The sequence below is a fragment of the Streptomyces sp. NPDC049040 genome (assembly GCF_043197715.1).
Taxonomy (GTDB): Bacteria; Actinomycetota; Actinomycetes; order Streptomycetales; family Streptomycetaceae; genus Actinacidiphila.
The window spans coordinates 126,681-150,147 of sequence record NZ_JBICTO010000004.1 but is presented as its reverse complement, the minus strand read 5'-3'; the positions used below and the strand labels follow the sequence as shown (position 1 = coordinate 150,147).

General features: G+C 70.8%; 18 protein-coding genes. 7 read left to right on the top strand and 11 right to left on the bottom strand.

Annotated features, from left to right (window positions below; all coding sequences use genetic code 11):
* The first annotated feature begins 10 nt into the window (after positions 1-10).
* A complete protein-coding gene (locus ACGFMP_RS13245; protein WP_393672301.1) occupies positions 11-2,587 on the top strand; it encodes a glycoside hydrolase family 9 protein in 2,577 nt (858 codons plus the stop codon).
* A gap of 123 nt (positions 2,588-2,710) precedes the next feature.
* On the opposite strand, the gene ACGFMP_RS13240 is transcribed toward ACGFMP_RS13245, so the two are convergent.
* Complete coding sequence (locus ACGFMP_RS13240; RefSeq protein ID WP_393672300.1) at positions 2,711-4,306, bottom strand: FG-GAP repeat domain-containing protein; 1,596 nt, start codon at positions 4,304-4,306, stop codon at positions 2,711-2,713.
* Between the two features lie 425 nt (positions 4,307-4,731).
* Between ACGFMP_RS13240 and ACGFMP_RS13235 the strand changes: the two genes are divergently transcribed.
* Positions 4,732-7,455, top strand: coding sequence for a glycoside hydrolase family 97 catalytic domain-containing protein (locus ACGFMP_RS13235; RefSeq protein WP_393672299.1), 2,724 nt, complete (start codon positions 4,732-4,734; stop codon positions 7,453-7,455).
* Between the two features lie 102 nt (positions 7,456-7,557).
* Here the strand turns inward: ACGFMP_RS13235 and ACGFMP_RS13230 are convergent, their stop codons facing one another.
* A complete protein-coding gene (locus ACGFMP_RS13230; RefSeq protein WP_393672298.1) occupies positions 7,558-10,047 on the bottom strand; it encodes a discoidin domain-containing protein in 2,490 nt (829 codons plus the stop codon).
* Positions 10,048-10,331: 284 nt separating this feature from the next.
* Here ACGFMP_RS13230 and ACGFMP_RS13225 point away from each other — a divergent pair, with 284 nt between their 5' ends.
* Positions 10,332-10,784, top strand: coding sequence for an SRPBCC domain-containing protein (locus ACGFMP_RS13225; RefSeq protein WP_393672297.1), 453 nt, complete (start codon positions 10,332-10,334; stop codon positions 10,782-10,784).
* A gap of 85 nt (positions 10,785-10,869) precedes the next feature.
* Here ACGFMP_RS13225 and ACGFMP_RS13220 read toward each other — a convergent pair whose 3' ends face one another.
* Both ACGFMP_RS13220 and ACGFMP_RS13215 read right to left on the bottom strand, forming a co-directional pair.
* Entirely contained in the window at positions 10,870-11,448 is a 579-nt protein-coding gene (locus ACGFMP_RS13220; protein WP_393672296.1) for a GNAT family N-acetyltransferase, read from the bottom strand.
* 166 nt (positions 11,449-11,614) lie between these two features.
* The gene (locus ACGFMP_RS13215) at positions 11,615-12,304 is read right to left on the bottom strand and encodes a hypothetical protein (RefSeq protein ID WP_393672295.1); all 690 of its coding nucleotides are present in this window, start codon (positions 12,302-12,304) and stop codon (positions 11,615-11,617) included.
* Between the two features lie 239 nt (positions 12,305-12,543).
* Here ACGFMP_RS13215 and ACGFMP_RS13210 point away from each other — a divergent pair, with 239 nt between their 5' ends.
* Complete coding sequence (locus ACGFMP_RS13210; protein ID WP_393672294.1) at positions 12,544-13,116, top strand: TIGR03086 family metal-binding protein; 573 nt, start codon at positions 12,544-12,546, stop codon at positions 13,114-13,116.
* A gap of 673 nt (positions 13,117-13,789) precedes the next feature.
* Positions 13,790-14,119, top strand: coding sequence for a MerR family transcriptional regulator (locus tag ACGFMP_RS13205; protein ID WP_393672293.1), 330 nt, complete (start codon positions 13,790-13,792; stop codon positions 14,117-14,119).
* 191 nt (positions 14,120-14,310) lie between these two features.
* On the opposite strand, the gene ACGFMP_RS13200 is transcribed toward ACGFMP_RS13205, so the two are convergent.
* Both ACGFMP_RS13200 and ACGFMP_RS13195 read right to left on the bottom strand, forming a co-directional pair.
* A complete protein-coding gene (locus ACGFMP_RS13200; RefSeq protein WP_393672292.1) occupies positions 14,311-15,771 on the bottom strand; it encodes a ricin-type beta-trefoil lectin domain protein in 1,461 nt (486 codons plus the stop codon).
* Between the two features lie 484 nt (positions 15,772-16,255).
* The gene (locus tag ACGFMP_RS13195; protein WP_393672291.1) at positions 16,256-17,293 is read right to left on the bottom strand and encodes a hypothetical protein; all 1,038 of its coding nucleotides are present in this window, start codon (positions 17,291-17,293) and stop codon (positions 16,256-16,258) included.
* Positions 17,294-17,514: 221 nt separating this feature from the next.
* Between ACGFMP_RS13195 and ACGFMP_RS13190 the strand changes: the two genes are divergently transcribed.
* Together ACGFMP_RS13190 and ACGFMP_RS13185 are read left to right on the top strand one after the other, a co-directional pair.
* Positions 17,515-18,126 (top strand): hypothetical protein, encoded by a 612-nt coding sequence (locus ACGFMP_RS13190; RefSeq protein ID WP_393672290.1) that lies wholly within the window; start codon positions 17,515-17,517, stop codon positions 18,124-18,126.
* 110 nt (positions 18,127-18,236) lie between these two features.
* Positions 18,237-19,298, top strand: a complete 1,062-nt coding sequence (locus ACGFMP_RS13185; RefSeq protein WP_393672289.1) for an aldo/keto reductase — start codon at positions 18,237-18,239, stop codon at positions 19,296-19,298.
* A 181-nt stretch (positions 19,299-19,479) separates the two neighbouring features.
* Here the strand turns inward: ACGFMP_RS13185 and ACGFMP_RS13180 are convergent, their stop codons facing one another.
* From ACGFMP_RS13180 to ACGFMP_RS13160, 5 genes are all read right to left on the bottom strand, one after another.
* Entirely contained in the window at positions 19,480-19,683 is a 204-nt protein-coding gene (locus ACGFMP_RS13180) for a hypothetical protein (RefSeq protein ID WP_393672288.1), read from the bottom strand.
* A 90-nt stretch (positions 19,684-19,773) separates the two neighbouring features.
* A complete protein-coding gene (locus tag ACGFMP_RS13175) occupies positions 19,774-20,802 on the bottom strand; it encodes a YihY/virulence factor BrkB family protein (RefSeq protein WP_393672287.1) in 1,029 nt (342 codons plus the stop codon).
* A gap of 143 nt (positions 20,803-20,945) precedes the next feature.
* Positions 20,946-21,359 carry a hypothetical protein gene (locus tag ACGFMP_RS13170; protein WP_393672285.1) on the bottom strand — a complete coding sequence of 138 codons (414 nt, stop codon included), beginning with the start codon at positions 21,357-21,359 and terminating at the stop codon, positions 20,946-20,948.
* Between the two features lie 45 nt (positions 21,360-21,404).
* A complete protein-coding gene (locus tag ACGFMP_RS13165) occupies positions 21,405-21,785 on the bottom strand; it encodes a protease inhibitor I42 family protein (RefSeq protein WP_393672284.1) in 381 nt (126 codons plus the stop codon).
* Positions 21,786-21,876: 91 nt separating this feature from the next.
* On the bottom strand, positions 21,877-23,460 hold the full coding sequence (locus ACGFMP_RS13160) for a peptidoglycan-binding protein (protein ID WP_393672283.1): 1,584 nt from the start codon (positions 23,458-23,460) through the stop codon (positions 21,877-21,879).
* Positions 23,461-23,467: the final 7 nt, after the last annotated feature.

Below are 23,467 nucleotides of genomic sequence, written 5' to 3'. Positions count from 1 at the left end.
CACGCTGGCGGTGGCCGGTCTCTTCGGGGCCGCGCTGGTGGCCCCGGCCGGGGCCGCCTCGAACGCCGACGACGACGCGCCGGAGCAGATCGTCAACGGCGACTTCTCCAACGGCACCACCGCGCCCTGGTGGTGGACCGAGAACAACCCGGCCTCCGTGGTCGACGGCCGGCTCTGCGCCGACATCCCGGGGGACACGGCCAACCCCTGGGACGCCATCGTCGGGCAGAGCGACCTGCCGCTCATCGCCGGCGAGAGCTACACACTCAGCTACACCGCGACCGCCTCGGTGCCGGTCACCATCACCACCAACGTGCAGATGGCGGTGGACCCGTACACCACAGAACTGGGCGAGCACGACCAGATCGACGACACGGCGGTGCCGATCACCCACACCTTCACCGCCAAGGCGGACAACGACGCCGCCCAGCTGGCCTTCCAGGTCGGCGGCAGCTCCAAGCCGTTCACCCTGTGCCTGGACGACGTCTCGCTGCGCGGCGGCGCCGAGCCGCCCGTCTACACGCCCGACACCGGCTCCCCGGTCCGGGTGGACCAGGTCGGCTACCTGCCCGACGGGCCGAAGGACGGCACCTTCGTCACCGACGCCACCGACCCGCAGACCTGGACCCTGAAGAACGCGGCCGGGACGGCCGTCGCCAGCGGCACCACGGAGCCCGGCGGCATCGACCCGACCTCCGAGCAGAACGTCCAGACGTTCGACTTCAGCAGCTACACCACCGCCGGCGACGGCTACACCATCACCATCGGCGACGAGACCAGCGAGCCGTTCGCCATCGCCAAGGACGTCTACTCCACGCTGCGGACCGACTCCCTCGCCTACTACTACAACCAGCGCAGCGGCATCGCCATCGACGGCTCCATAGCCGGCGCCGCGTACGCCCGCCCCGCCGGGCACCTCAACGTCGCCCCCAACACCGGTGACAACGACGTGCCGTGCCAGCCGGGCGTCTGCGACTACACCCTGGACGCGGCGGGCGGCTGGTACGACGCCGGCGACCAGGGCAAGTACGTCGTCAACGGCGGCATCTCGGTCGCCGAGCTGATGAACACCTACGAGCGCACGCTGACCGCGAAGGGCGCGAACGGCGCGGCGCTGGGCGACGGCAAGCTGAAGGTGCCCGAGAAGGGCAACGGTGTGCCCGACATCCTCGACGAGGCCCGCTGGGAACTCAACTTCCTGATGGAGATGCAGGTACCCGACGGCCAGCCGCTGGCCGGCATGGCTCACCACAAGCTGCACGACCAGGCGTGGACCGGCCTGCCCCAGGCACCTGACAAGGACTCCCAGCCGCGCCTGCTGCACCCGCCGTCCACCGCCGCCACCCTCAACCTGGCCGCGGCGGGCGCCCAGTGCGCCCGGCTGTTCAAGTCCTACGACGCGGCCTTCGCCGACCGCTGCCTGACCGCGTCCCGGAAGGCGTGGACCGCGGCCAAGGCCCACCCGGCCGTCTACGCCGACGCCGGCGACGCCACCGGCGGCGGCGCCTACAACGACAGCAACGTCACGGACGAGTTCTACTGGGCCGCGTCGGAGCTGTTCATCACCACCGGTGACGACACCTACCGTCAGGCGGTGCTCACCTCTCCGCTGCACGGCCACTTCGAGGCGGTCTTCCCGCCCGACGGCTTCTCCTGGGGCTCCACCGCGGCACTCGGCGCCCTGGACCTGGCGACCGTGCCCAGCAAGCTGACCGCCGACCAGCTCGCCACCGTGCGCGCCATGGTGACCGACGCCGCCGACGCCTACGCGCAGGACTCCAGGAACACGCTCTACGGCCTCCCCTACGCGCCGTCCGGGAACCACTACGTGTGGGGCTCCAACAGCCAGGTGCTCAACAACGCCGTGGTGCTCGGCGTGGCCGCCGACCTGACCGGCGACACCAAGTACCGGGACGCCGTGCTGCACGCCCTGGACTACATCCTGGGCCGCAACCCGCTGAACCAGTCCTACGTCACCGGCTTCGGCGAGCGTGACTCGCACAACCAGCACAGCCGCATCTGGGCGCACCAGCTCAACGCCGACCTGCCCAACCCGCCCGCGGGCACCCTGGCAGGCGGCCCGGACAACCAGTTGGAGGACCCCACCGCGCAGAGCAAGCTGACCGGCTGCGCCCCGGCGATGTGCTACATCGACGACATCGAGTCCTACTCGACCAACGAGAGCGCCATCAACTGGAACGCGCCCCTGGCCTGGGTCGCCTCCTACGTGGACGACCTCGGCAGCGGCGACAACGGCGGCGGCAAGGCGGCCTGCCAGGTCACCTACACCGCCTACCGGTGGAACGGCGGCTTCACCACCCAGGTGACCCTGAAGAACACCGGCACCACGGCGATCTCCCCCTGGGAGCTGAAGTGGTCCTTCGCCGACAACCAGAAGATCACCGACCGCTGGCAGGCCGAGATCACCCAGAGCGGGCGGAACGTGAGCGCCAAACCCGCCGGCTGGAACGGCTCCATCCCACCCGGCGCGACGGTGAACTTCGGGTTCAACGGCACATCGAGCGGCCAGGTCGGCGACCCCAAGGTGTTCACCCTGAACGGCGGCACCTGCGACACGGCCAAGTGACCGCCGGCCACCCCTAGGACGGCGAGTGGCCGGAGCAGCCCCACGAGGGACGGCTCCGGCCACTCGGGACGAACAGCCCCGCGCGCCCACCCGGCAACTCCCCGTCTGCCAGGGCGCGACCGCTCAGTCCGCCGCGACGACGGTCGTCCAGTCGAGCCCGCCGTGAGCGGCGACCCCGGGTGCGAAGCCGCCGCCGGGAAGGCCGGCGAAGAACCTCAGGGCGCCGTGGCCGGTGGCCGCGTAGAGGTCCGCGACCCCGTCGCCGTCGGCGTCGCCCGCGCTGAGGACGCGCGGATAGCGGGCGGTGGTGAAGCCCGTACCGACCGTCGTCCTGTCGGCGGGACCGGCCGGCGTCCCGTCGGCGCCGACCGCGGCCAGCGTGAGCGCGCCTGAGGTGTCGTCGCGGATGAGGATGTCGGGTATGCCGTCGCCGGTCATGTCGCCAGGGGTGATCACCGTGCTGTGGTCGAGGCCGGTGGCCAGGACGGTGGAGTCCATTCCGCCGAAGTCGCCCGCCCAGCGCAGGAGCCGGCCGTCCTCTACGGTGAGGATGTCCTGGAAGCGGCTGACGGCGCCCAGACTGCCCGTGTCGCCGTGCAGGATCTGCGTGGCGCTCGTCCAACTCGTGCCGTCGGAGCGGCTCCAGGGACCCGTGCTCGACCCGGATGCGGCGAAGTCCCCGAGGCCGTCGTTCCTGACGCCCGTGACATAGCCGGTGCCACTGATCCGGAGCAGGTCCTGGTAACCGTCGAACGTGAGGTCACCGTCGCGCAGGATGGTGCCCTGGTCCCAACCGGCCCCGCTGTCGGCATAGGTCACCGCCTTCCTCAGGGTGCCGTCGCCCTTGCCGTACAGCACGTACAGCTTGCCGTCGGTGCCGGTGGCCAGCAGATCGGCCTTCCCGTCGCCGTTGAGATCCCCGGCCCGGTCAGGCCCGGGGGCCGAAGCGACGTAGAAGGCGTACTGCACGGTGCCGGAGACGTTCCCCGCCCGGTCCACCGTCCGGACGTTGAGATAGTTCGTCCCCCACTGGGCGGGTGTCAGCCTCACCTTCGCGGTGCCGTCGGGACCGAGCGGGAGAGCGCTGCCGCTCCCCGCGTCGCGGTTGAGCCCGTATTCGAAGCGCACGGTGTCCTGCGAGCCAGGCCCTGACACCTCGAAGGTGAAGGCGCCGGTGGTCCGCGCCGGGGGCGCGGGCTTCGCGGAGTCGATCGGCGGGAACACCCTGGACGTCACGACCGGCACGGCCGGCGGCGTGAGGTCGACGGTGAAGTGACAGTCACCGGACCATTCGGAGGCCGTCCCCGCCGGGTCCACGTCCCGGGCCCGCCAGGTGTACGTGACCCCGTCCGCGAAGTCCCCCGCGGGCAGACTCACCCCTCTCGTGTCCCCGCCGTATCCGGAGACGGTGGAGTCGTAGGGCGCCGATCCGTCGCCGGGCTCGACGAGGAATTCGGTGACATACCGGTACAACGGGTTGCCGTTCGAGGTCGCCGAGAAGGTGATTCCGCTCGGCCCGACCCTCCCCAGATACCTGTAAGGCGCGTCGGCTCCGCAGGCGTCGGCGTTCCCCCCGACCACCGGGGCCGGGCTCGTGCCGAGCCCGCTGGGCGCCGGCACCGCCCCATCGGCCGCCCGCGCCGCCGGACCCACCGCGAAGGCGGCACCAAGGAGCACCACGGCCGCCAAACCGGCCGACAACCGGCTGATCCCGCGCACGCTTGAGTGTTTCGCTGACATCCAACCCCCCAGGCAACCGGCGCGGCACGCGACACCCGCCGGTGTTCGAACGGTGATCGTCGGTGACGACACCGATGACGAATGTACGCCGGGGGTCCGACATCCCAACGGGATTCCGCCCGACCCGCGGGCGCGGCAAGCACGGCTCGCCTGCGGGTGCCGAGCCGGCCGGGACGGGTCCGGTGGGCGGGCGGTGTCACCGCCGTCGGCCGGAACCAGCCGCAGCGAGCGCCGCAGGAAGCTTCGTCCAAGTCCTTGACGGGCATGTGAGGATCCGGTGGTATGTGATGGAAATGTTTTGAAAACGTTTGTTGTTGTTCAACTGGCGGCTGCCGGACCGCTGATGGAGACCTGATCGGTGATCAGATCCGTTGGTGTTCGTCAGTCCGAGTCAAAGGACAGGCATGCGAAGAAGGCGTGAAAGACTCTGGCAGGCGGCGACCGGAGTGGCACTGTCGGGGCTGCTGGGCAGCGCGCTGGTCGTGGCGACCGCCGCGCCCTCCACCGCCGCCCAGAACCCCGCGGGCACCTGGACGGTGAACGGTCCCGGTGCGTCACCGCTCAACGCGCAGCTCGACCTGGACGCCGCCGGCGAACTGCACCTCGCGGTCGACAGCGGCGGCTCGCCGGTGCTGCTGCCGGGACGGCTGGGAATCCGCACCGACCAGCACGACCTGACCACGGGTCTGAAGCTGGCCAAGCTGCAGGAGAAGACCGTCCGCGAGAACTACGACACCACCACGGGCAAGCAGGTGAAGCGCTCCGCCACCATGCGGGAGGCCACCTTCACCTTCCGTGCCGCGGACGGCGCGAAGCTGGGCGTGGTGGTGCGGGTCTCCGACGACGGGGTCGCCTACCGCTACCTGCTGGACGACGACGGGCCGGTGACCGTGACCGGTGAGGCCTCGACGTTCGAGGTTCCGGCCGACGCCAAGGCCTGGGTCCAGCCGTACTCGCCGAGCTACGAGACCGAGCGGACCGAGACCACCGCGGGCGCGGCCAACGCGGCGACGCCCAAGGACTGCACCGGCACCACGTGCTCCTTCGGCTACCCGACGCTTTTCCAGGTGGGCAGCACCTACGTGCTGCTGACCGAGGCGGACGTCGACGGCCGCTACTCCGGCAGCCACCTCGACCACGTGGACGGCTCGTCCGGCTACTCGGTCGCCCTGGCGGGCAACGCGCCCGTCACCTCGCAGGGCCCGCTGTCGACGCCGTGGCGCACCGCGATCGTGGGCAGCCTCGACACGCTGGTCGGCTCGACCCTCGTGGACGACCTCGCGCCGCCCGCGAAGTTCACCGACACCTCCTGGATACGGCCGGGCGTGGACGACTGGTCCTGGCTGAGCAACGGGTCGAGCCCGAGCAACTTCGAGCGGCAGAAGGACTTCGTCGACTACGCGGCAGAACACGGGCTGCAGTACACCCTCGTGGACGCCGGCTGGCAGGAGAGCTGGGTGCCCGAGCTGGTCCGCTACGCGCGGGCCCGCGGTGTCGACGTGCTGCTGTGGTTCGCCTGGAGCGATCTGAAGACGCAGGCGCAGCGCGACGCCTGGCTGCCCAAGCTCAAGTCGTGGGGCGTGGCGGGCGTCAAGGTCGACTACATGGACTCCGACTCCCAGTCCACCTTCCAGTGGTACGACGCGATCCTGAAGGACACCGCGAAGTACCAGCTCATGATCGACTTCCACGGTGCGACGATCCCCCGCGGCCTGCAGCGCACCTGGCCGCAGGTGATGAGCGTCGAGGCGGTCCGCGGCGAGGAGAACGGGCAGAACGCCACCCGGGACATCTTCCTTGCCTTCACCCGCAACATCGTCGGCTCGATGGACTACACCCCGACCTGGTTCTCCCGCCCGAACCGCTCGGACTCCCTTGCGCACGAGCTGGCGCTCCCCGTGGTGTACGAGTCCGGCTGGACCAGCCTGGGGGACAACCCGGAGGGATTCGCCGCCCAGCCGGTGGCCGAGCGCTACATCGACCAGCTCCCGACCGTCTGGGACGAGACGCACCTGGTCTCCGGCGGACCCGGCCAGCAGCCGGCCGGTGACCGGCAGGCCGTCATCGCCCGGCGCAGCGGCGACCGCTGGTTCGTCGGCGGGATCCTGGCAGGCACGGCCGACACCATGAAGGCGCCGCTGAGCTTCCTCGGCAGCGGCAAGTGGCTGGTGGAGACCATCGGCGACAACGGCAGCCAGCTGCACCGCACCGTGAGCACGCTGACCGCCAGGGACACCCTCAGCGTGGCCGCGGCAGCCAACGGCGGCTTCGCCGCGGTCGCCTGCCCCGCCACCAAGGGCCGCGCCAACTGCGATGAGCCGGTCGTCACCGCGCCCGCAACCTCGCTGACCCTCGACCCGGCGACCGCGACCGCGGGCCCGGGACAGGACGCCGCGGTCAACGCGTCGTTCGTGCTCCCCGAGGGCGTCGCGCTGAAGAACGTGACGCTGTCCGTCGACCGCGACCGGCTCCCGGCGGGCTGGACCGCCACCGGCGACACCGTCACGGCCTCCTCGCTGCACGCGGGCAAGGTGCTCCAGGGCCACTGGACGGTGACCGTCGGCAAGGACCAGCCGGGCGGCCAGGTGGAGGTGCCCGTGGTGGCCACCTACACCAACCCGGCGGGCAAGAAGCTGCCGCCGATCCACGTCGAGGAGGTCGTGCGCGTCTCCATTCCGCTGCACGGCTCGGTCTACGCCAGTGACCAGCCCTTCCTCACGGCGACCAACGGCTACGGGCCGGTCGAGCGCGACCAGTCCAACGGCGAGGCCGGCGGGCAGGACGGCAATCCGCTGACGATCGGCGGGACCGTCTATCCCAAGGGCATCGGCACGAACGCCGCCTCCCAGGTGCAGATCGACATCCAGGGCCGCTGCACCCGCTTCGAGGCGCACGTCGGCCTCGACGACGAGGTCACCACCAACGGGAGCGTCACGTTCAGCGTCCTCGGTGACGACGGCACGGAGCTCGCGTCCACCGGTGTGATCCACGGCGGCGAGGGCGCGACCGACCTGGTCGCCGACGTCACCGGAGTGCACACCCTCAGCCTGGTCGTCGGCGACGGCGGCGACGGCAAGAACTACGACCACGGGGACTGGGGGCTGGCCCGGATCACCTGCGCGGACTGACCGCGCGGCAGCACCCGTGGCGCGTCACACAGCCGCTGCCCCGTCACCGTTCCCACGGTGGCGGGGCAGCGGCACGTTCCCGCCGGGCGGACCGCGCCCCGCTCAGCCGGCGTAGACCTCGAACTCCGCTATCTGGACGCCGGGGGCCCCGTTGTTGGCCGTGCCCTGGACGCGGACGTAGCGCCGCTGCGCGGTGGGGATCGCGATGTCGACCGTGTTGTCGTTGCCGGCGGGGTCGAAGACGTAGTCGGCCGCGGGGCTGAGGGTGGTGAAGTTCTCGCCGTCGTCGCTGCCGAGGACCTCCAGCCGCTGGGTGCGGCCGCCCCAGCCGCCGTTGAGCTTGAGCGACACCCGCGAGGTGGCCACCGGGGCGCCGAGGTCGACGGTGAGGGACTGTGGGGAGGTGAGTGCCCCGCTCTCCCAGTAGGTGTTGGTGTCGGAGTCGACCGCGCCCGCGGCCGGGAAGCCGTCGTGCGAGGTGCTTGCGGTCACCGGACGGCCGGCGGCGAGGTTGCCGGCGGTGCTGGTGACGACGCGGCCGCTGACGTGGACCTGGTAGCGGCCCGCGGACGTCCCGTCGGACACCGTGAGCGAGCCGTTGCGGTCGCCGCGCCGGGTGGGCACGAAGCGGATGTCGACGCTGCAGGTGGCGCCGGGGGCCAGGAAGGCCCCGCAGGTGCCGGACAGGGCGTAGACGCCGGTGATGCTGATCGAGGCGATACGGACCGGCCGCGACGTGGGGTTGGTGAGGGTGACGGTCTGCGGGTCGCTGGTGTTCCCGACCGCGTCGGTCTCGAAGGAGAGCGTCCTGTCCAGGCCGCCGACCTGGAGCGGACCGGGCGCCGGGTAGCCGCAGTGGCTGTCGGACCAGCCGTGGTCGCCGCGGCCCTCGGTGAGCGTGAAACCGGAGCCGCAGTCGTACCGGCCGCCGGCTCCGAGGGCGAAGGCGTTCACCGACTCGGCGTCCGCGGACCCGGGCGCGTTGAACTGGACGGCGAAGGTGCCCGCGTGGGCCAGGATGTTCCGCGCGAAGTGCACGTTGTCGACCGAGGAGCCGAGGAACTGGACGGCCTCGTAGGCGCTGTCCTGGATCAGGTTGTCGCGCACCTCGACGTCGCCGGTCAGCGGTGCGTCGGCGGCCCAGAACCACAGGGCGCCTTCGCCGATGTGCGAGAAGAGGTCGAGCGTCCCGGTCCGCTGCAGCACGTTGCCCGCGATGGTGGTCGTGCCGGACAGCGGCACCGCTCCGAAGCGGTTGCCCACATGGATACCGCCGCCCTGGACCAGGGTGTCGGAGACCGCGTTGCCGATCACTTGGTTGTCGCCGCCGCCGTACAGGGCGATGTTGTTGGCGAGGGCGGGGTTCTTGACGGTGTTGCGCGCGAAGAGGTCTCCGGTGTCGGGGTGCTGGTCGGACCACATCGCCAGACCGTCGTCACCCGTCCCGCGGATGTAGCTGTCGGTCACCGAGGAGTGCGTGACGCCGTCGTGGAAGTTGAGTCCGTCGGCCGTCTGGTCGAGGATCCGCAGGTGCGACAGCGCGAGCCCGTCGAAGGGTCCGTCCATCCAGACGCCGACCTTGGTGTGCTGGATCCACAGGTCGTCCACGGTCGAGTGCGCCAGCGCGCCGCCCACGCCGTTGACCTGGTCGGCGTCGTCGCGCTCTGCCACCTCGCCGAAGATCGCGAAGTCGGCGAGGTGGACGTCGGAACTCGCGTCGGGGGCGTACTTGCCGTAGACGCCCACGCCGTCGCCGCGCAGGACGCTGTACCACGGTCCGCTGCCGCGCACGGTGACGCGGTCGACGATCAGGTGCCGGGTGACGGTGTACGTGCCCGGCGGGATCCACACGGTCGTGCCGGTGCCGGACGCGGCGTCGATCGCCCGCTGGATGGCGTCGCTCGCGTCGGTCCTGCCGGTCGGGTCGGCGCCGAAGGAGGTGACCGGCAGGGCGTTGCGCGGCCGTTGCCCCGGTGCGGCGACCTGTTCGAAGTCGGCGGTGTCGATCAGGTACCAGGGGGCGGTGTCACCCTTGCCGATCTGGAGCCGTACGGTGCTGCCGGCCGGCAGGGTGCGGCCGAACATCAGCCGGGCGTCGTCGTAGATCTGCCGCCGGCCGCCGTCGGCCGGGTCGTTCGTCCAGGGGTACTGGCCGTAATACCAGCTGTAGCGCGACGTGACCGGGAGCGAGGCGGTGAACCGCCCGTCGACGTAGGCGCCGAGGGTGGCGTCGATGCCCTTGCCGTCGGCGGAGTCCGGGACGCTGTAGCGGACGTTGACCGCGTCGGCGGCCTTCCTCAGCCGGAATTCCACGTACTGTCCCGGCTTCTCCAGCCGGACGGCCCTGCGTCCCACCGCTTCCGCGGCAGCCGTCCCGTAGGCCCAGTCGGGCCCGATCACGGTGCCGTTGGTCCGCCCGTCCTCGGCCTGGTACTCGAGGAAGGGGACCCGAGCGCCGGCCCCACCCCCCAGGTCCGCACCGGCCACTCCGCGAGCCACCTCAGGAGCAGTCGGCCGCGGGCTTGCGCCGGCGGGTTGCGCGAGGAATCCGGTGAGAACCGCGGCGATCACCGCGGCCACCGGCACGCGCATGCCTGTCCACCTCATCGTGAATATCCCCAAGTGACCTGGTAGTTGACGGGTCGGACCCCCGGGCGCGCCCGCAGGCCGGCTGCCACCGAGGCATGCCGTGGCGCCCGCCGGACAGTCAAGCAGCAGGACCAGGTGGCTACAAGATGTCGATGAAGTTTCGCAAAAAGCAGACAGAAAATGCGTGAGAATTGACGAGGATGACGTCGCGCAGAGCGATGAGTTTCCGGGCGCGTGGCCGTCTACAGCTGCGAGAGACCATCGAGGTCGAGACCAGGAGACGAGACATGAGCACCGAGCAGAGCACCGCGGCCGACCGCTTCCCCTACACGCTGACCCGAACACTGGACGCTCCCGCGGCGAAGGTGTGGCGGGCGTGGACGACCGCCGAGCAGTACGCCCAGTGGGCTTATGCCGCTCCCGGCTCCGTCGAGATGGACGTACGGCCGGGCGGCGCGTGGAAGGCCACGATGGTCACACCCGACGGCGGACAGTTCCCGCTGACCGGCTCCTATCTGGAGGTCGACGAGAACCGCCTCCTGGTGGTCGGCATGGACGTCCCCGGCAAGCCCGAGCCCTCGGTCATGACCATGGAACTCGACGAGCAGGACGGCCACTCCGCGCGGATCGTGCTCCGCCAGACCTGCGACACCGCCGAGGAACGCGACATGGCCGAACAGGGCAGCACCATGCTCCTCGACAGCCTGGGCGCCTTCCTGGCCGAGAAGCCGGCGGGCTGACCCTGTCCCTGGGGCATTTCGTGGAGACGGAGGATTCCGCCGGGCCGGTCCCCCCGGCGGACCTCCGGGTGCCTGGGCCGTCGCGTCACGGGAGGGCGGGCGGCGCCCCGGGCCGGTCGAGGACCATCTCGACCTCCGTTTTGGAGGGGTCGCCCTTCATCGGGGCGGTCACCCCGGAGCGCACGAAACCGAACCGCCGGTAGAAGCCCTCGGCCCGCGCGTTGTCCTCGTGGACGTACAACCGCACCCGCGTCACTTTCGCGACCGACACCGCCCATTCGACGGCAGCCTCGAAGAGCGCGTCGATCGCCCCGCTCCCACGGTGTTCCGGGCGCAGGAACACGCCGACAATGTGCGCTTGACGCTGCTCGACCGTCACGCCGAACACGTCGTCATTGCCCGCCTCCTCGATCAGCACGGTCACCGTGCCGCTCCAGACCCCGTCCGGCCCCTCGGCCACGAACTGCCGCACCCGCGACCCGCCGGCCGCCGCTTCGGCCCGTTCCTTCCAGAAGGAGTCCGGCTCGGCGAGCGCCCGCTCGTAGCTCTCGAGAAAGGCGATCGCAGCCGCGGGGTCCCGCAGCGCGGACAGCCGCAGCTCCTTCACCCGGGGCCACTCATCGGCGCTTATCGGGCGAACGGCATCGCGCCAAGGCTGGTTCATGAGGCCGACCCTACGGCAGGGACACTTCGCGGCACCACGGCATTTCCGCAGGTGGCCGCCGTCCCCACGCCGTCCTCACGCCGTCCTCACGCCGTACGGGCCCGGCGGCCCCGAGGGGCCGGGTACGCGCCGCCGTGCCCGGGGCCGGCTCCCGCTGTGCCACCGGCTAGAAACCCTCCAGGATCCGGCCGAGCTCGTACCCGCGGTCCGAGCCGGACGGAAGCCCCCGGTACAGATTGCGCAGCCTCCTGAGCGTGTTGTTGTCCATCAGGTCGTGGCCGCCGCTCGCGATCACCCGCCGCAGGCTCCGAAGCGCCCAGTACTGTCCGAACGGCTTGTCCTCGAGGTCGATGAGACTGTCGACCAGGGGGATCAGCATGGCGGTGTCCGGCCTGACGTACAGCGAGACGTATGCCACCAGCCGCAGGCCCCGCCTCCCGCTCCCCAAGAAGTCCCTGACGTCGGCCTCTTCGCCGCTCTCGACCGCCGAGATCATCCTCCCCACCAGCGTGGTCATCGCGTTCGTGCGGGCGTCGCCCGGGGACATGTCGGCCCGGGTGCGGTCGTATTCCGCCGCGAGCTCCGCCAGGCTCTCGGCGGAGCCGGCGAACCTCGCGTCCTGCCGTGCCAGCTCCCGCGCCTCGCCCGTCTCCGCGATGCGCCGCGCGCTCTGGGTCTCGCCCGTCAGTTCGTCCAGCCGCCGCTCCATGTCGCGGTACTCGACGCCGCCGAAGGGAGTCTGGATCGACTTGAACAACCCGTCGAGCCAGGGGAGTACCCCCACGACCAGCAGCCCCACGCTGATCAGGTCGATCTTCAGATGAGGCCACACCACATGCGCCACACCCACCGTCACGGCCGTCGCGGTGAGACACACTTTCGCCGGCAGCCTGCCCCGATGCGACGTGCGCTCATGCGAAGAAGTCCCAGCACCCAATTCCCCACCAACCCGCACACTGCCGCGCCGGGCAGCCTCGACGACATTCCGGCCCCAGGCCAGGGTAGTGACGACCTCCCCGGTCTCCCGGACCTTCCTGAAAGGTATGTCGCCTTTGTTCAATACCCCACCGGTCCTGGCCGCCTAGCGTCGCTGCCATGACACATCTGTCCAGCGCTGCCGAGGCCATGGCCGCCATCGCCCGCACCATCACCGACGACCAGCTCGCCAGCAGGACTCCGTGCACGGAGTACGACGTGCGGGCCCTGGTCAACCACCTCCTGTTCTGGGGCCCGTCCCTGGCCGGCGGCGGCCGCAAGGAGTCGGTTCCGCAGCCGGCGGGCGCCGAGTCCGATGTGGACCTGACGGCCGGCGACTGGCGCGGCAGCCTGCTCGTCATGCTGGACGAGATCACGTCGTCGTGGGCACCGCCGAGCGCCTGGGAGGGCGAGACGAGCATGGGTACGCCGCAGACGCTGCCCGCGCCCGTCCTGGGGGACATGATCGTCGGCGAACTGGCCCTGCACGGCTGGGACCTGGCGGTCGCCACAGGGCAGCGGCTGGAACTGCCCGCAGACCTGCTGGCGCATCTGCACGGCACGGTGTCCGCCGGTGTGGAGCAAGGGCGGGAGATGGGCATGTACGGACCGGAGGTCGCGGTGCCGGCCGGCGCACCCTCCTTGGACCGCGTCCTCGGCCTGACCGGCCGTGATCCTGCCTGGAGCCGCTGACCGGTGACGCCGGTCGGTCGCAGAGGCCGGCCACCGGAGCCCCCGAGGGGGTCGGTGACGCGCCGTGAGCGAAGGATTCCCCCAGTGACCGGTGTGGGTTACCTCTTCCTCTGTTGCCGAAAAATCTATGGTGGTGAGAGTAGACATTGGGCCGCGGTGTGGCTATGGTTTTTCTTGTAGTCGAGATCGGCAAGGCCCGGCAGAGATGAACTGCCGGGCAGCAGTACACGCAAGTGCATGCGCAGGACGGTGCGGTGGTGGAGTTCCGAAGCCGGAGCGGTTGCATGATGGCGACGGGGCTGACGACCGGACCGGGTGGCCCGCAGTGATCAGGGGCCGCCGCGAGCAGTGCCTCGGTGAAGGCGCCCGCTGAGGGCGCGTGCACCGGGATGTTCGGCAGGCAGTGATCCAGAGGGAAGGACGGAGGGTCCGAGCGCCATCAGGATCGCCCGGGCGGAATGACGTTGAGCCCGGGTACCGCAGGACATCGATAGTGAGGTGGTCTCCGGTCAAGCAATCGCGATCCCCGCGCCCCCGGCAGCAGTACGGTCGGGTCCGCGGAAACAGAAGGCCGGCGCAGTAGCCGCGTCGGCAGATGGTGTACTGGTTCCTTCGGGGCCTTGGTGCCGTACGGCACCAAGGCCCCTCCACGCGCGTTCCGCAGAGAGGCGAGATGACAGCAGGCGACTCGTACAACCGGCTCGAAGACGACGACTACCCCGCCTACACCATGGGCCGGGCAGCCGAACTGCTGGGCACGACCCAGAACTTCCTGCGCGCCATCGGTGAAGCCCGCCTGATCACCCCGCTGCGCTCGCAGGGCGGTCACCGCCGCTACTCCCGCTACCAGCTGCGCATCGCCGCCCGCGCCCGCGAGCTCGTCGACCGCGGCACGTCGATCGAGTCCGCCTGCCGCATCGTCATCCTCGAGGACCAGCTCGAAGAAGCCCAGCGCATCAACGAGGAACTGCGCGCCTCCTCCCGCAACCCCGCCGAAGCCTGACCGGCTCGCCCCGATCCGGCCGATCGCCACGGGCCACACTGGTTCTCGGATCCCGTGGCCACCGTCGCCGAAGCGCGCCCGGCCACCGGCTCCGCACCGCGTTCGGGGCCGGTCCGCGACCGGCGCACGCGGGCCGGGCGGGTCCGGGAGGCCCGGACCCGCCCGCCGTGGACAGCGCGCAGCTGACGGAGCTACTTGCGGGTCCACTTCTGGTTGCTGCCGCCGGTGCAGTTCCACAGCTCGATCGGGGCGCTGTCGGCGGTGGAGGCACCGGTCACGTCCAGGCAGAGGCCGGACTGGACGCCGGTCACGGTCCCGTCGCTGTTGAGGTTCCACTTCTGGTTGGCACCGCCGTTGCAGTCCCAGATGACGACCTTGGTACCCGCGGCGGTTCCTGCTCCGGAGGCGTCCAGGCACTTGCTGCCGTAGACGCGCAGCTCCTTGGCGGAGGTGAGGTTCCACTGCTGGTTGCCACCGCCGTTGCAGTCCCAGAGCGCGGTCTGGACGCCGTTGGTGGAGGACGCGTTGGGTACGTCCACGCAGCGGTTGGAGCCGACGCCGCGCAGAGGGCCGGTGTTGCCCGTGTCGGTGCCGCCGCCGGGGTTGGTTCCGATGCCCCAGCCCCACTGGAGGCGGTCGAGCCCGGACTGGTTGGTGACGCTCACGGAGAGGCTGGTGCCGCTGCCGTTCAGCGTCGTGATGGCGCAGGACGCGCTCTCGCAGGGGCCGGGGCCCTGGGTCTGGGCCGCCTGCTTGACGCCGGTCCACAGGACGGAGCCCATGCCCAGGTTGCGTACGGTGTCGGTGATTCCGTAGAGGTACGACAGGTCGTTGGTGCCGTTCTTGGGGCCGTTGTAGTTGACCCCGGTGTTCATGGGGACGCCGAACTCGGTCAGCACGGCGCGGTCGGCGTGGCCGCACAGGTTGCCGGTGAAGTCGTTGACCCAGTCGGCTTCGGTGGTGTGCGAGTCGCCGAACATGCCGTAGATGTGGATCGACAACAGGGTGCCGGAGAGGCGGGAGTCAGAGCCGACGGCGCAGAGGTTCCCGTCCGAGTACAGGCCGGGCACGATCACATGGCCGCGGGGGAGGCTGGGGTAGCGCGCCAGCCAGGAGGCTTCGAAGTTGGTCAGGTCGGTGGCGTTGTAGCCGTAGGGCTCGTTCATGATGTCGAAGTAGAAGTTGCTCTTGGCGCCGTACTTGTTGATCATCGTGTCCCACATCTGGTTGAACGATGCGGTGTCACTGACCTTCCCGCCCTGGAGCCAGGGGGCGACGATGACGTTCATGCCCAGTGCGGTGGCGGTGTCCAGGGCCGCGGTGTAGCTGTTCCACCAGGACCCGGAGGTGGTCGCCGCGTTGAATCCCAAGCGGACGGTGTTGGCGCCGAGGTTCTGGAAGCCCTTGAGGATGGCGGTGGACTTCGTGGCCACGGTCGCGTAGCTGTCCGACGTCGACAGGCCCACGGGGACGTTCGGGCCGGTGATGAAGTTGTCGTCGGGGTCGGCCCAGTTCACTCCGTGGAACTGCCCGGTGGACGCGGCAGCCGCTGCCGGAGCGGCATGCGCGGTGATGCTCCCGGTCAGCAGCCCGACCGACATCATGGCTGTGGTGAGGACTGCGGCGGCAAGGCGCGGAACTCTGATCTTCACTGCGAACTCTCCTGGCGGTGTGGGGGGTGACGGCCAAGGTGGTGCGGTGGCGAAGGTGGCCTGTGAGACGTACTCCTTGCCCGGGGCCGGCCGGAGCGGGTGAGGGTGGGCGTGGCTGGGACCTGTGGGGCCCGATGGCCCCTCGGCAGACGCGAACTCCCGCCGACGCCCGCAGGGGTGCAAACCTCGCGATTCTCGGCATGAAGGCGTCCTTCGGCATGCAATTGACGGAAGAGGGCGCGTGCGGTGAGCCCACCGGGAGTGCGACGTACCGTCAGGAGGATGGTGCACAGTGTGCTGTCATGTTTCTTTAGGGGTCAACCCTCGCGACAAAGAAACAAGTTCACACACATCTGATCCGCGGGCTCCTTGCGTCTGGGCCCTCGCGAACGGCCGGGACGGCTGCGACTCAGGCAGAGGCCGACGTACCAGCTGATCTGCGCACGCATTGGCCAAGCGCTGGACAACCGCTTTCCGGCGCGTGTCAGGCGCCCACGCGGGTCCGCCAGGCGAGGAAGGGCACGACCGGGGACTGGCCGTTGATGTAGATCCAGGGCGTCTCGGTGACGCGACCGCCCAACGACCGGAACATGACGCGGGCCGCGGCGTTCTCCCCGGCGAGCGCGAAGGCCATGGCGAAGATGTTGACGCCGATCGCCCAGTCGCGCTCCCGCACGAACGCCGGGTGGTGCACCGACAGCGCGGCCGTCGCGTGCAGCTCACGGACCACCCCGGGGTCGCGCAGGACCGGGGACACCTCGCCGCCGCCGTCGTCGAGCCAATTCTCCAGGTGCGCCATGGCCACGAGCTGGCCGAGCGGACTGCCCTCCGGCGCGGAACGGGCCGTCCTGCGGGCGAAGTCGAACATCTCGCGGTGCGAACCACCCCACTTCCCGCTCACCTGCTGGAGGTGCTGCAGGTGCGCGCCCACGTGGCCGGGAGCCCGGCGCAAGGTCGCCTCGAAGCGCTTGGCGGCCTCTTCCGGGCCGACCTGCAGTCCACGGCCGCACATCTGGAGGAAATACCACGGGGCGGCCCAGTGCGGTTCGCGCTCCGCGACCTCGAACAGCTGCCGCTCGGCGATCCGCAGCCGCTCCTGGAACAGTGTCAGCTGGGGTTCGGGAACGCTGCTTCCCCACCCGCCGCCGCGCGCCTGCCACGCCCACGCCACATGCCGGGCGCCGGAGACCAGCAACGCCAGGGTGTCGTCGGGGTGTTGCTCGACCTCGTCGGATATCCACCGCTCGACACCGGAGATCTTGTGTATCCCCGTGACCAGGAAGCTCTGGTCCTCCGGCCCATGGGCCGCGGCCAGTGGCGCGCGCACCGCGGCCCACCGCCCGGGGCCGCCCTCCAGAGCAGCCGCCCGCATCCGGGCGAGCCGCGGGTCCCCGAAGGAGGGGTCGACAACCGGGACCTTGCGGCCCCACAGCTTGCCGAGCAGAGTGCCCGAGCCACCCCACGCGCTCGGCATCGGGGTCCCTGTGCGGACCTTGCGATCGACGTCTTCCCACCGCGGCATGCCGCCCCCTCCGATGTCCCTGTCCGCGCGAGCCGCCCCCCGGAGGGCTCCGCGCCGGGCCCATCCTAGGTCCACCGCCGCCTGCGAGAATCCCGCAGGCCGGGGCTTCGGGTCACCGGCACCCGCCATGCAGGGAAAACCAGGCGGCGGGGTGTCGCGCCGGGCCGGATACTGGGCCGGTGAGCGACGCCGCGGCTGGGTACGGAGCGGATGCGGACCCTTTGCAGCGAAGGGTCCACCTCGGCCTGCGCGAGGGTGACCTCGACCCGCAGGACGTCGTCGCCCTCGCCTGCGAACTGCTCGACCGGTGCCTTGACACCGACGCCGTCCGGGAGGTCGTCGAACGGGATCCTGCCCAGGTGCCGCCGGCGGAGATGACCGCATTGGCCCGGCGGCTGCTGGACGCGGCGGGCTTCGAACCCGGCTTCACCCTCGCCCCCGAGCGTGTGGAGACCTTGCGCGCCGCGCTGCGCGTCATTGCCCGCGACCTGCCAACGCGCGGGATCGAGGGCGAACCGGAGATCGAGGTGCTGGAGGACTGGTTCCCGGTGGGAGCCGGGGTGCGCTTGGCCGGCGGCGAACCGCTCGACTGGGGCGGCCTCATCCTGCCGGACATGTGCGACGACCCGGCCACGGCGCTGGCCGCCCTGGCGGTCCTGATCCAGGAAAGCCTGCTCGAACGCACCTGGCAGGTCTGGCCGGTGTGCCCCCGCCACGACCTCGGTGTCCACGGCTCGGAACGAGAGCGCGAGGCGGTGTGGTGGTGCCCGGGTGACGGCGGGCACGTGCCGGCACCCGTCGGCGGACTCGCACGAGCTCTCGGCAGTCGTTGACGGCTCCCGCTCCTTTCGGGCTCGCCGACGGGCGGACACGGAAACGGCGGGCCGTCAGCGATAGGTTTTCCAGGGCCAGCCGGCTCGGTCCACGGAGGAAGGCAGAAACCATGGGACTCGACTCCTATCGCACCCTGGGCCGCTCGGGCCTGCGGGTCAGCCCGCTCGCCCTGGGGGCGATGACCTTCGGCGACGCCAGCTGGGGCGCCGACACCGAGACCTCCCACCGCATCATCGACCGCTATCTGGAAGCGGGCGGGAACTTCCTCGACAGCGCCAACGGATACAACGGCGGCAAGTCCGAGGAAACCATCGCCGGCTATCTCGCCCGGCACCCCGGCCTGCGGGACCGCCTGGTCCTGGCGACGAAGTTCGGCGGGAACATGTTCCCCGGCGACCCCAACGGCGGGGGCGCCGGCCGCAAAGCGATCATGCACCAGGTCGAGGCGTCACTGCGCCGGCTCGGCACCGACTACATCGACCTCTACTGGCAGCACAACTTCGACCGTCACACCCCGGTCGAAGAGACCATGGCGACGCTGGACGACCTGGTGCGCGCGGGGAAGATCCGCTACATCGGACTCTCCGACACCCACGCCTGGGAAGTCGCCCGCGCGGGCACCATCGCCGACTTCCGCGGCTGGGCGCCGGTGGCCGCGATCCAGGTCGAATACTCCCTGCTCCAGCGCACCGTCGAGGGCGAACTCTTCGGCGTCGCCCGCGAGCTGGGCCTCGGCGTCACCCCCTGGAGCCCGCTGGCCAGCGGAGTGCTCTCTGGCAAGTACTCGAGGGACAACCCCGCGCCGGAGGGATCGGGCCGCGCCCAATGGGCCGCCGCCCACCTCACCGAGCCCACCTTCGCGCTGCTGGACGTCCTCCAGCGCATCGCCTCCGACCTGAACGCCTCCGTCGCCGCCGTGGCGCTCGCATGGGTACGGGCCCGGACCGAGGTCACCTCCACCATCATCGGTGCCCGCACGGTGGAGCAACTCGACGCCAACCTGGCGTCCCTGGATGTCACCGTCCCGGACGAGCAGCTCACCGAACTCGCCGAACTGACCACGCCGAAGCTCGACTTCCCTGCCGATTTCGTCAGCGAGGTCGCCGTCTCCTGGCAGCAGGGCGGAACCACCATCAACGGCGTCCCGTCCGAGCCATTCGGCCGCGGCTGACCGCTGCCACGGGGCGGGGGCGAGACCCCCGCCCCGGCGGGCAGCCGCGCACGGAGATCCCGCTCCCGGCGCCCCCGGGCAGCGGGCCGCCATCGAGCCGGGTACGAAAAGCGCGGCACGGATCCCCCGGGTGTCCGGCACCCGCAGGCCATCTCACCCGCGGTCGTATGGCAGACCCTCGTCATGTCCAGACGTCGGATCCGCCGCCACGCCAATCGACCAGGTCAGGGTCGTCGAGGTCGACCTGGTCGGGGTCGAGGCCGGCGCGGCGCAGGAATTCGATGACGTCCACCGGGCCGCACGCCACGCCGAGGATCTCCGTCCCGACGCGCACCCGCCGGCGACCGCCCACCACTGGCTCGACGATGACGCGGGGCTGCTCCATACGGCCAGTCTGCTCGACGCCCGCCGGACCCGCACGCGGGGTCGGCCTGTCGGGGTTCCCTGCGAAGCTTCACGTCGGGGCGGTTTCCGCTCACTCCAGGCGGTGGCGGTCCTCCTCGCTCCACGCGCGCGTGTCGCGCGGCTGGACGTACGGCTCCTTGCCGCGGGGAAAGCCGCCGGCCACCGCGCGCTCACGGGCCAGCTCGGCGTCGAATTCGAGACCCAGGAGGATCGCCAGGTTGGTGATCCACAGCCACACCAGGAAGACGATCACACCGGCGAGGGTGCCGTAGGTCTTGTTGTAGGAACCGAAGCCCGCGACGTAGAACGCGAAGCCCGCGGAGGCGGCCAGCCAGATGAGCAGGGCCAGGACACTGCCCGGGGTGATCCAGCGGAAGCCGCGGCCCTTGGCGTTGGGGGTCGCCCAGTACAGGATCGCGATCATGATGATGACCAGGAGGACCAGCACCGGCCACTTGGCGATCGACCACGCGGTCACCGCCGGGTCGCCGACCCCGAGCCAGCCGCCCGCCTGACGGGCGAGGCCGCCGGTGAACACCACGATGAGCGCGCTCGCGGCGGCGATCACCATCAGCACCACGGTCACCCCGACCCGCACCGGCAGCACCTTCCAGACCGGGCGGCCCTCCGGGACGTCGTAGACGGCGTTGGCGGTGCGGATGAAGGCCGCCACATATCCGGAGGCGGACCAGACGGCCAGCAGGAGGCCGACCACCGCGAGGAGGGAGCCCAGCCCGCCCCTGCCCTGGAGCTGCCGCACGGCGTCGGTGAGGATGTCGCGCACCGATCCGGGGGCCAGCCTGTGGACGTTGTCCAGCACCCGGTCCGTCGCGGATCGTCCGGCGACCCCGAGCAGCGAGACGAGCACCAGCAGGGCCGGGAAGAGGGACAGGACGCTGTAGTAGGTGAGGGCGGCCGCCCGGTCCGACAGCTCATCCTTCCTGAACTCCCTGACCGTCCCCTTGAGCACGGCCCGCCACGACCCCTTCGGCAGCTCGGCCGGCCCTTCCGGCTCCCGCCGCCGCACCCTCTCGTCGGGTCCCGGACGTGCAGCCGGCCCCGCTGTCCGCTCGTCGGCCCCGCCGCCTGTGGTGTCCATGGGTGTCTGGTGGCCGGAACTCCGCCTTCCATGCGCGCCCCGGGCACACCCGCTCCGATCCCGGCAGGGCACAGGAACGTCGACCTGACGCCGCGGGGACGCGCTGTCGGGGTGCGGGCGGGGGAGGAGCCGGAGGGCTGGGATCAGGTACTGCGGCCCTGCGTGCGGGTCATCTGCTTCAGCTCGACGATGGTGGCGACGGCGCGCAGCCAGGCGGCAGCGTTGTCGTCCGCGGCGATCCCGCCCGCGAGTTCTGCGCCTGTCCGCAGCCACTCCCGTACGATGACGGCCGCCTCCTGGCGGGGCAGCGGCTCGGGGAGCTCCGCGGCGCGGACGAGTCCGCCGGCGCGCACGGTGTCGGCGAGGAAGGCGATCGAGCGCGGCTCGGTGCCGAGGCGGTCGAGGATGACGGCCGCGGCCGCGGCGCCGTCGCCGAACAGGGCGGTGCGCCGGGTACCGGGCGCGGCGGTGAGGCCGTAACGCAGCAGGATGGTGATGTTGAGCCGGGCCAGCTCATCGTCCGTGCGGTCCGGCGGGGAGGGGGCGTCGTCGTTCATGCGGGGCCTCGGGGGTCTCGTTTCATCCGACTGGTCCGCTGCGGCTCAGTCGACAGTGACGGTGTAGGTGATGCGCTCCGGGGTCCCGGACGCCGGCGCCGCGCCCGTGGTCGGGCCGGCGGAGGGGCCGGCCGTCTCGGGGGGCCGCGCGGCGGTGTTGCCCCGGCAGGTGCTGAAGGTGCAGTGCAGCAGCGTGAAGCGGGTGGTCCCTTTGCCCTTGGCTTCGAAGGTGAAGGTGAGCCGGCCACCGGAGCCGGGCGCCGCGTCGTCACCGGAGTCCGATGCGTAGTCCTGGCCGCGGCTGACCAGCACCGAGCCGTCGGGCTTGGGGTCGACCAGATACCAGTACTCGCGGGTGGAGGCGTTCTGGCCGACGGCGAGTGTGAAGCGCTCACCGGGCTTCGCGGTGATGCTGGTGTCCTTCACCGGGTGGCTCGTCGGGCCGCTCGCGGCGTCCGAGTCGCAGCCGGCGGCCAGAGCGAGGAGCGCGGCCGCCGCGAGCGCGGCGCGGCCCCGGTCACCGCGGGAGGTAGACGCTGTACGCGTTGGGGAGATCACTGGTGGAAGCCTTGCCCATTCGGCCGTTGATGAAGTCGTCCTCGCTGACCCAGGTGGTGGTGCCCCAGGGGTTGTACACCTGGAGCTTGTCACCCTCCTGGCCGATGATGGTCATCGCGTGGGCACCCTCCTTGCCGGAGACGTCGACCGGCACGGGCACCCCCTGCGCCACCGACTTCTCGACATCGGTGAGGACCGCCCGGCGGTCGGCGTCGCTGTTCAGGTCCTGACGGTCGTAGTCGGTTCCCGTGGCACTGCCGACGGTGGTGTCGTTGATCCGTTCCTGCCCCTCGGGCCCCATGCCGCCCCAGCCCTTGCCGCCGTCGCCCGCGGTGTGCAGCCTGTGCTGCTCGTCGACCAGGCGCTGCCGGAAGGCCGCGGGGTCGTCCTGCTGCCCGTCGGGACCGCCGGTGAGGTCGAGCGCGTACACGGGGTCGACCATCGCACGGGAGGTGACCGTGGACGAGGCCACGCAGGTGCCCTCGGAGCCGTCGCCGCCCTGGATCCACAATTGGCCGTCGAACGACACCGAGTCCTTGTTGTTGTTCGAGCCGTCCGACCCCAGGCCCTCGTCGTTCAGGCTGTCCGCGGCGGTGACCACGGGACTGAGGTGCCGGCGCAGCCAGTCGGGGTCCTTGCCGTGGATCTTGTCCTGGAACGCGGCTATCTCCGAGACGCTGTGACCGGCGGCCAGGGCCTTCATCAGGTAGGCCCGCTCCTGCGGGCTGTCCGACTGCGCGAGCATCCGCTCCATGGCCGTCTCGTCGTCCAGGCTCAACTGGTCCATACGCGCCGACGCGCGCTTCAGGTCGCCCGCCGTCATGATCTCGTTCAGCTCGGTGTCGGCGCCCGCGACGCCGGTGTCGGCGAGCATCAGCTTGTCGACGGCGGACAGCTCGCTGGTCCCCATCTTCCCGGCCCGTGCCTCGGAGGCCCACTTGTTCAGGTCCCGGGCCGCGACGCGGGTGGCCTCCTGCGCGTCGGCGACGGCTTCATGCATCATGTCGACCGCGTAGGAGCCGAAGTGGGCGCCCTGCAGACGATCCCACTCCTCCCCGTCGTTCTCGTGCAGGTTGTCGAAGAAGCCGTCCTTGCCGCCGAGCATCCTCTTCTGGTCCAGCAACTGCCCGCGGCCCTGCTCGTCCTTGCGCTGCGCGGCGCCTATCGCGTCGGCCAGCGTCACCAGCACCGTCGCGCCACCCTGGAAAGCCTCGATCATCCGGGTCACCGACCGCCCTGCGGCACCCACCGCGTCGGAGGCGAGGATGCTCGTCTCGCCGACCCATACCTGCGGCAGGCCCTTGCTGCCCACCCGGTCGACCTGGTCGGAGACGCTGCTGACATGGTCGACCTGGCCGCGGTAGAGGCCTGCCAGGCTCTCCAGGGTCCCTGTGTCACCGCCCGGTACCGGCACCGAGAGGGCGTCGTCGATCAGGTCGAGGAGCTCGTTCTTGCTCCCGGCATTGAGGATCTTCTTGGACAGTCCGGCGAGCTCCGCGAGGCGGACGGAAGGGGAGTCGAGGGGAGAGAAAAAGAACGACATCGGCCCG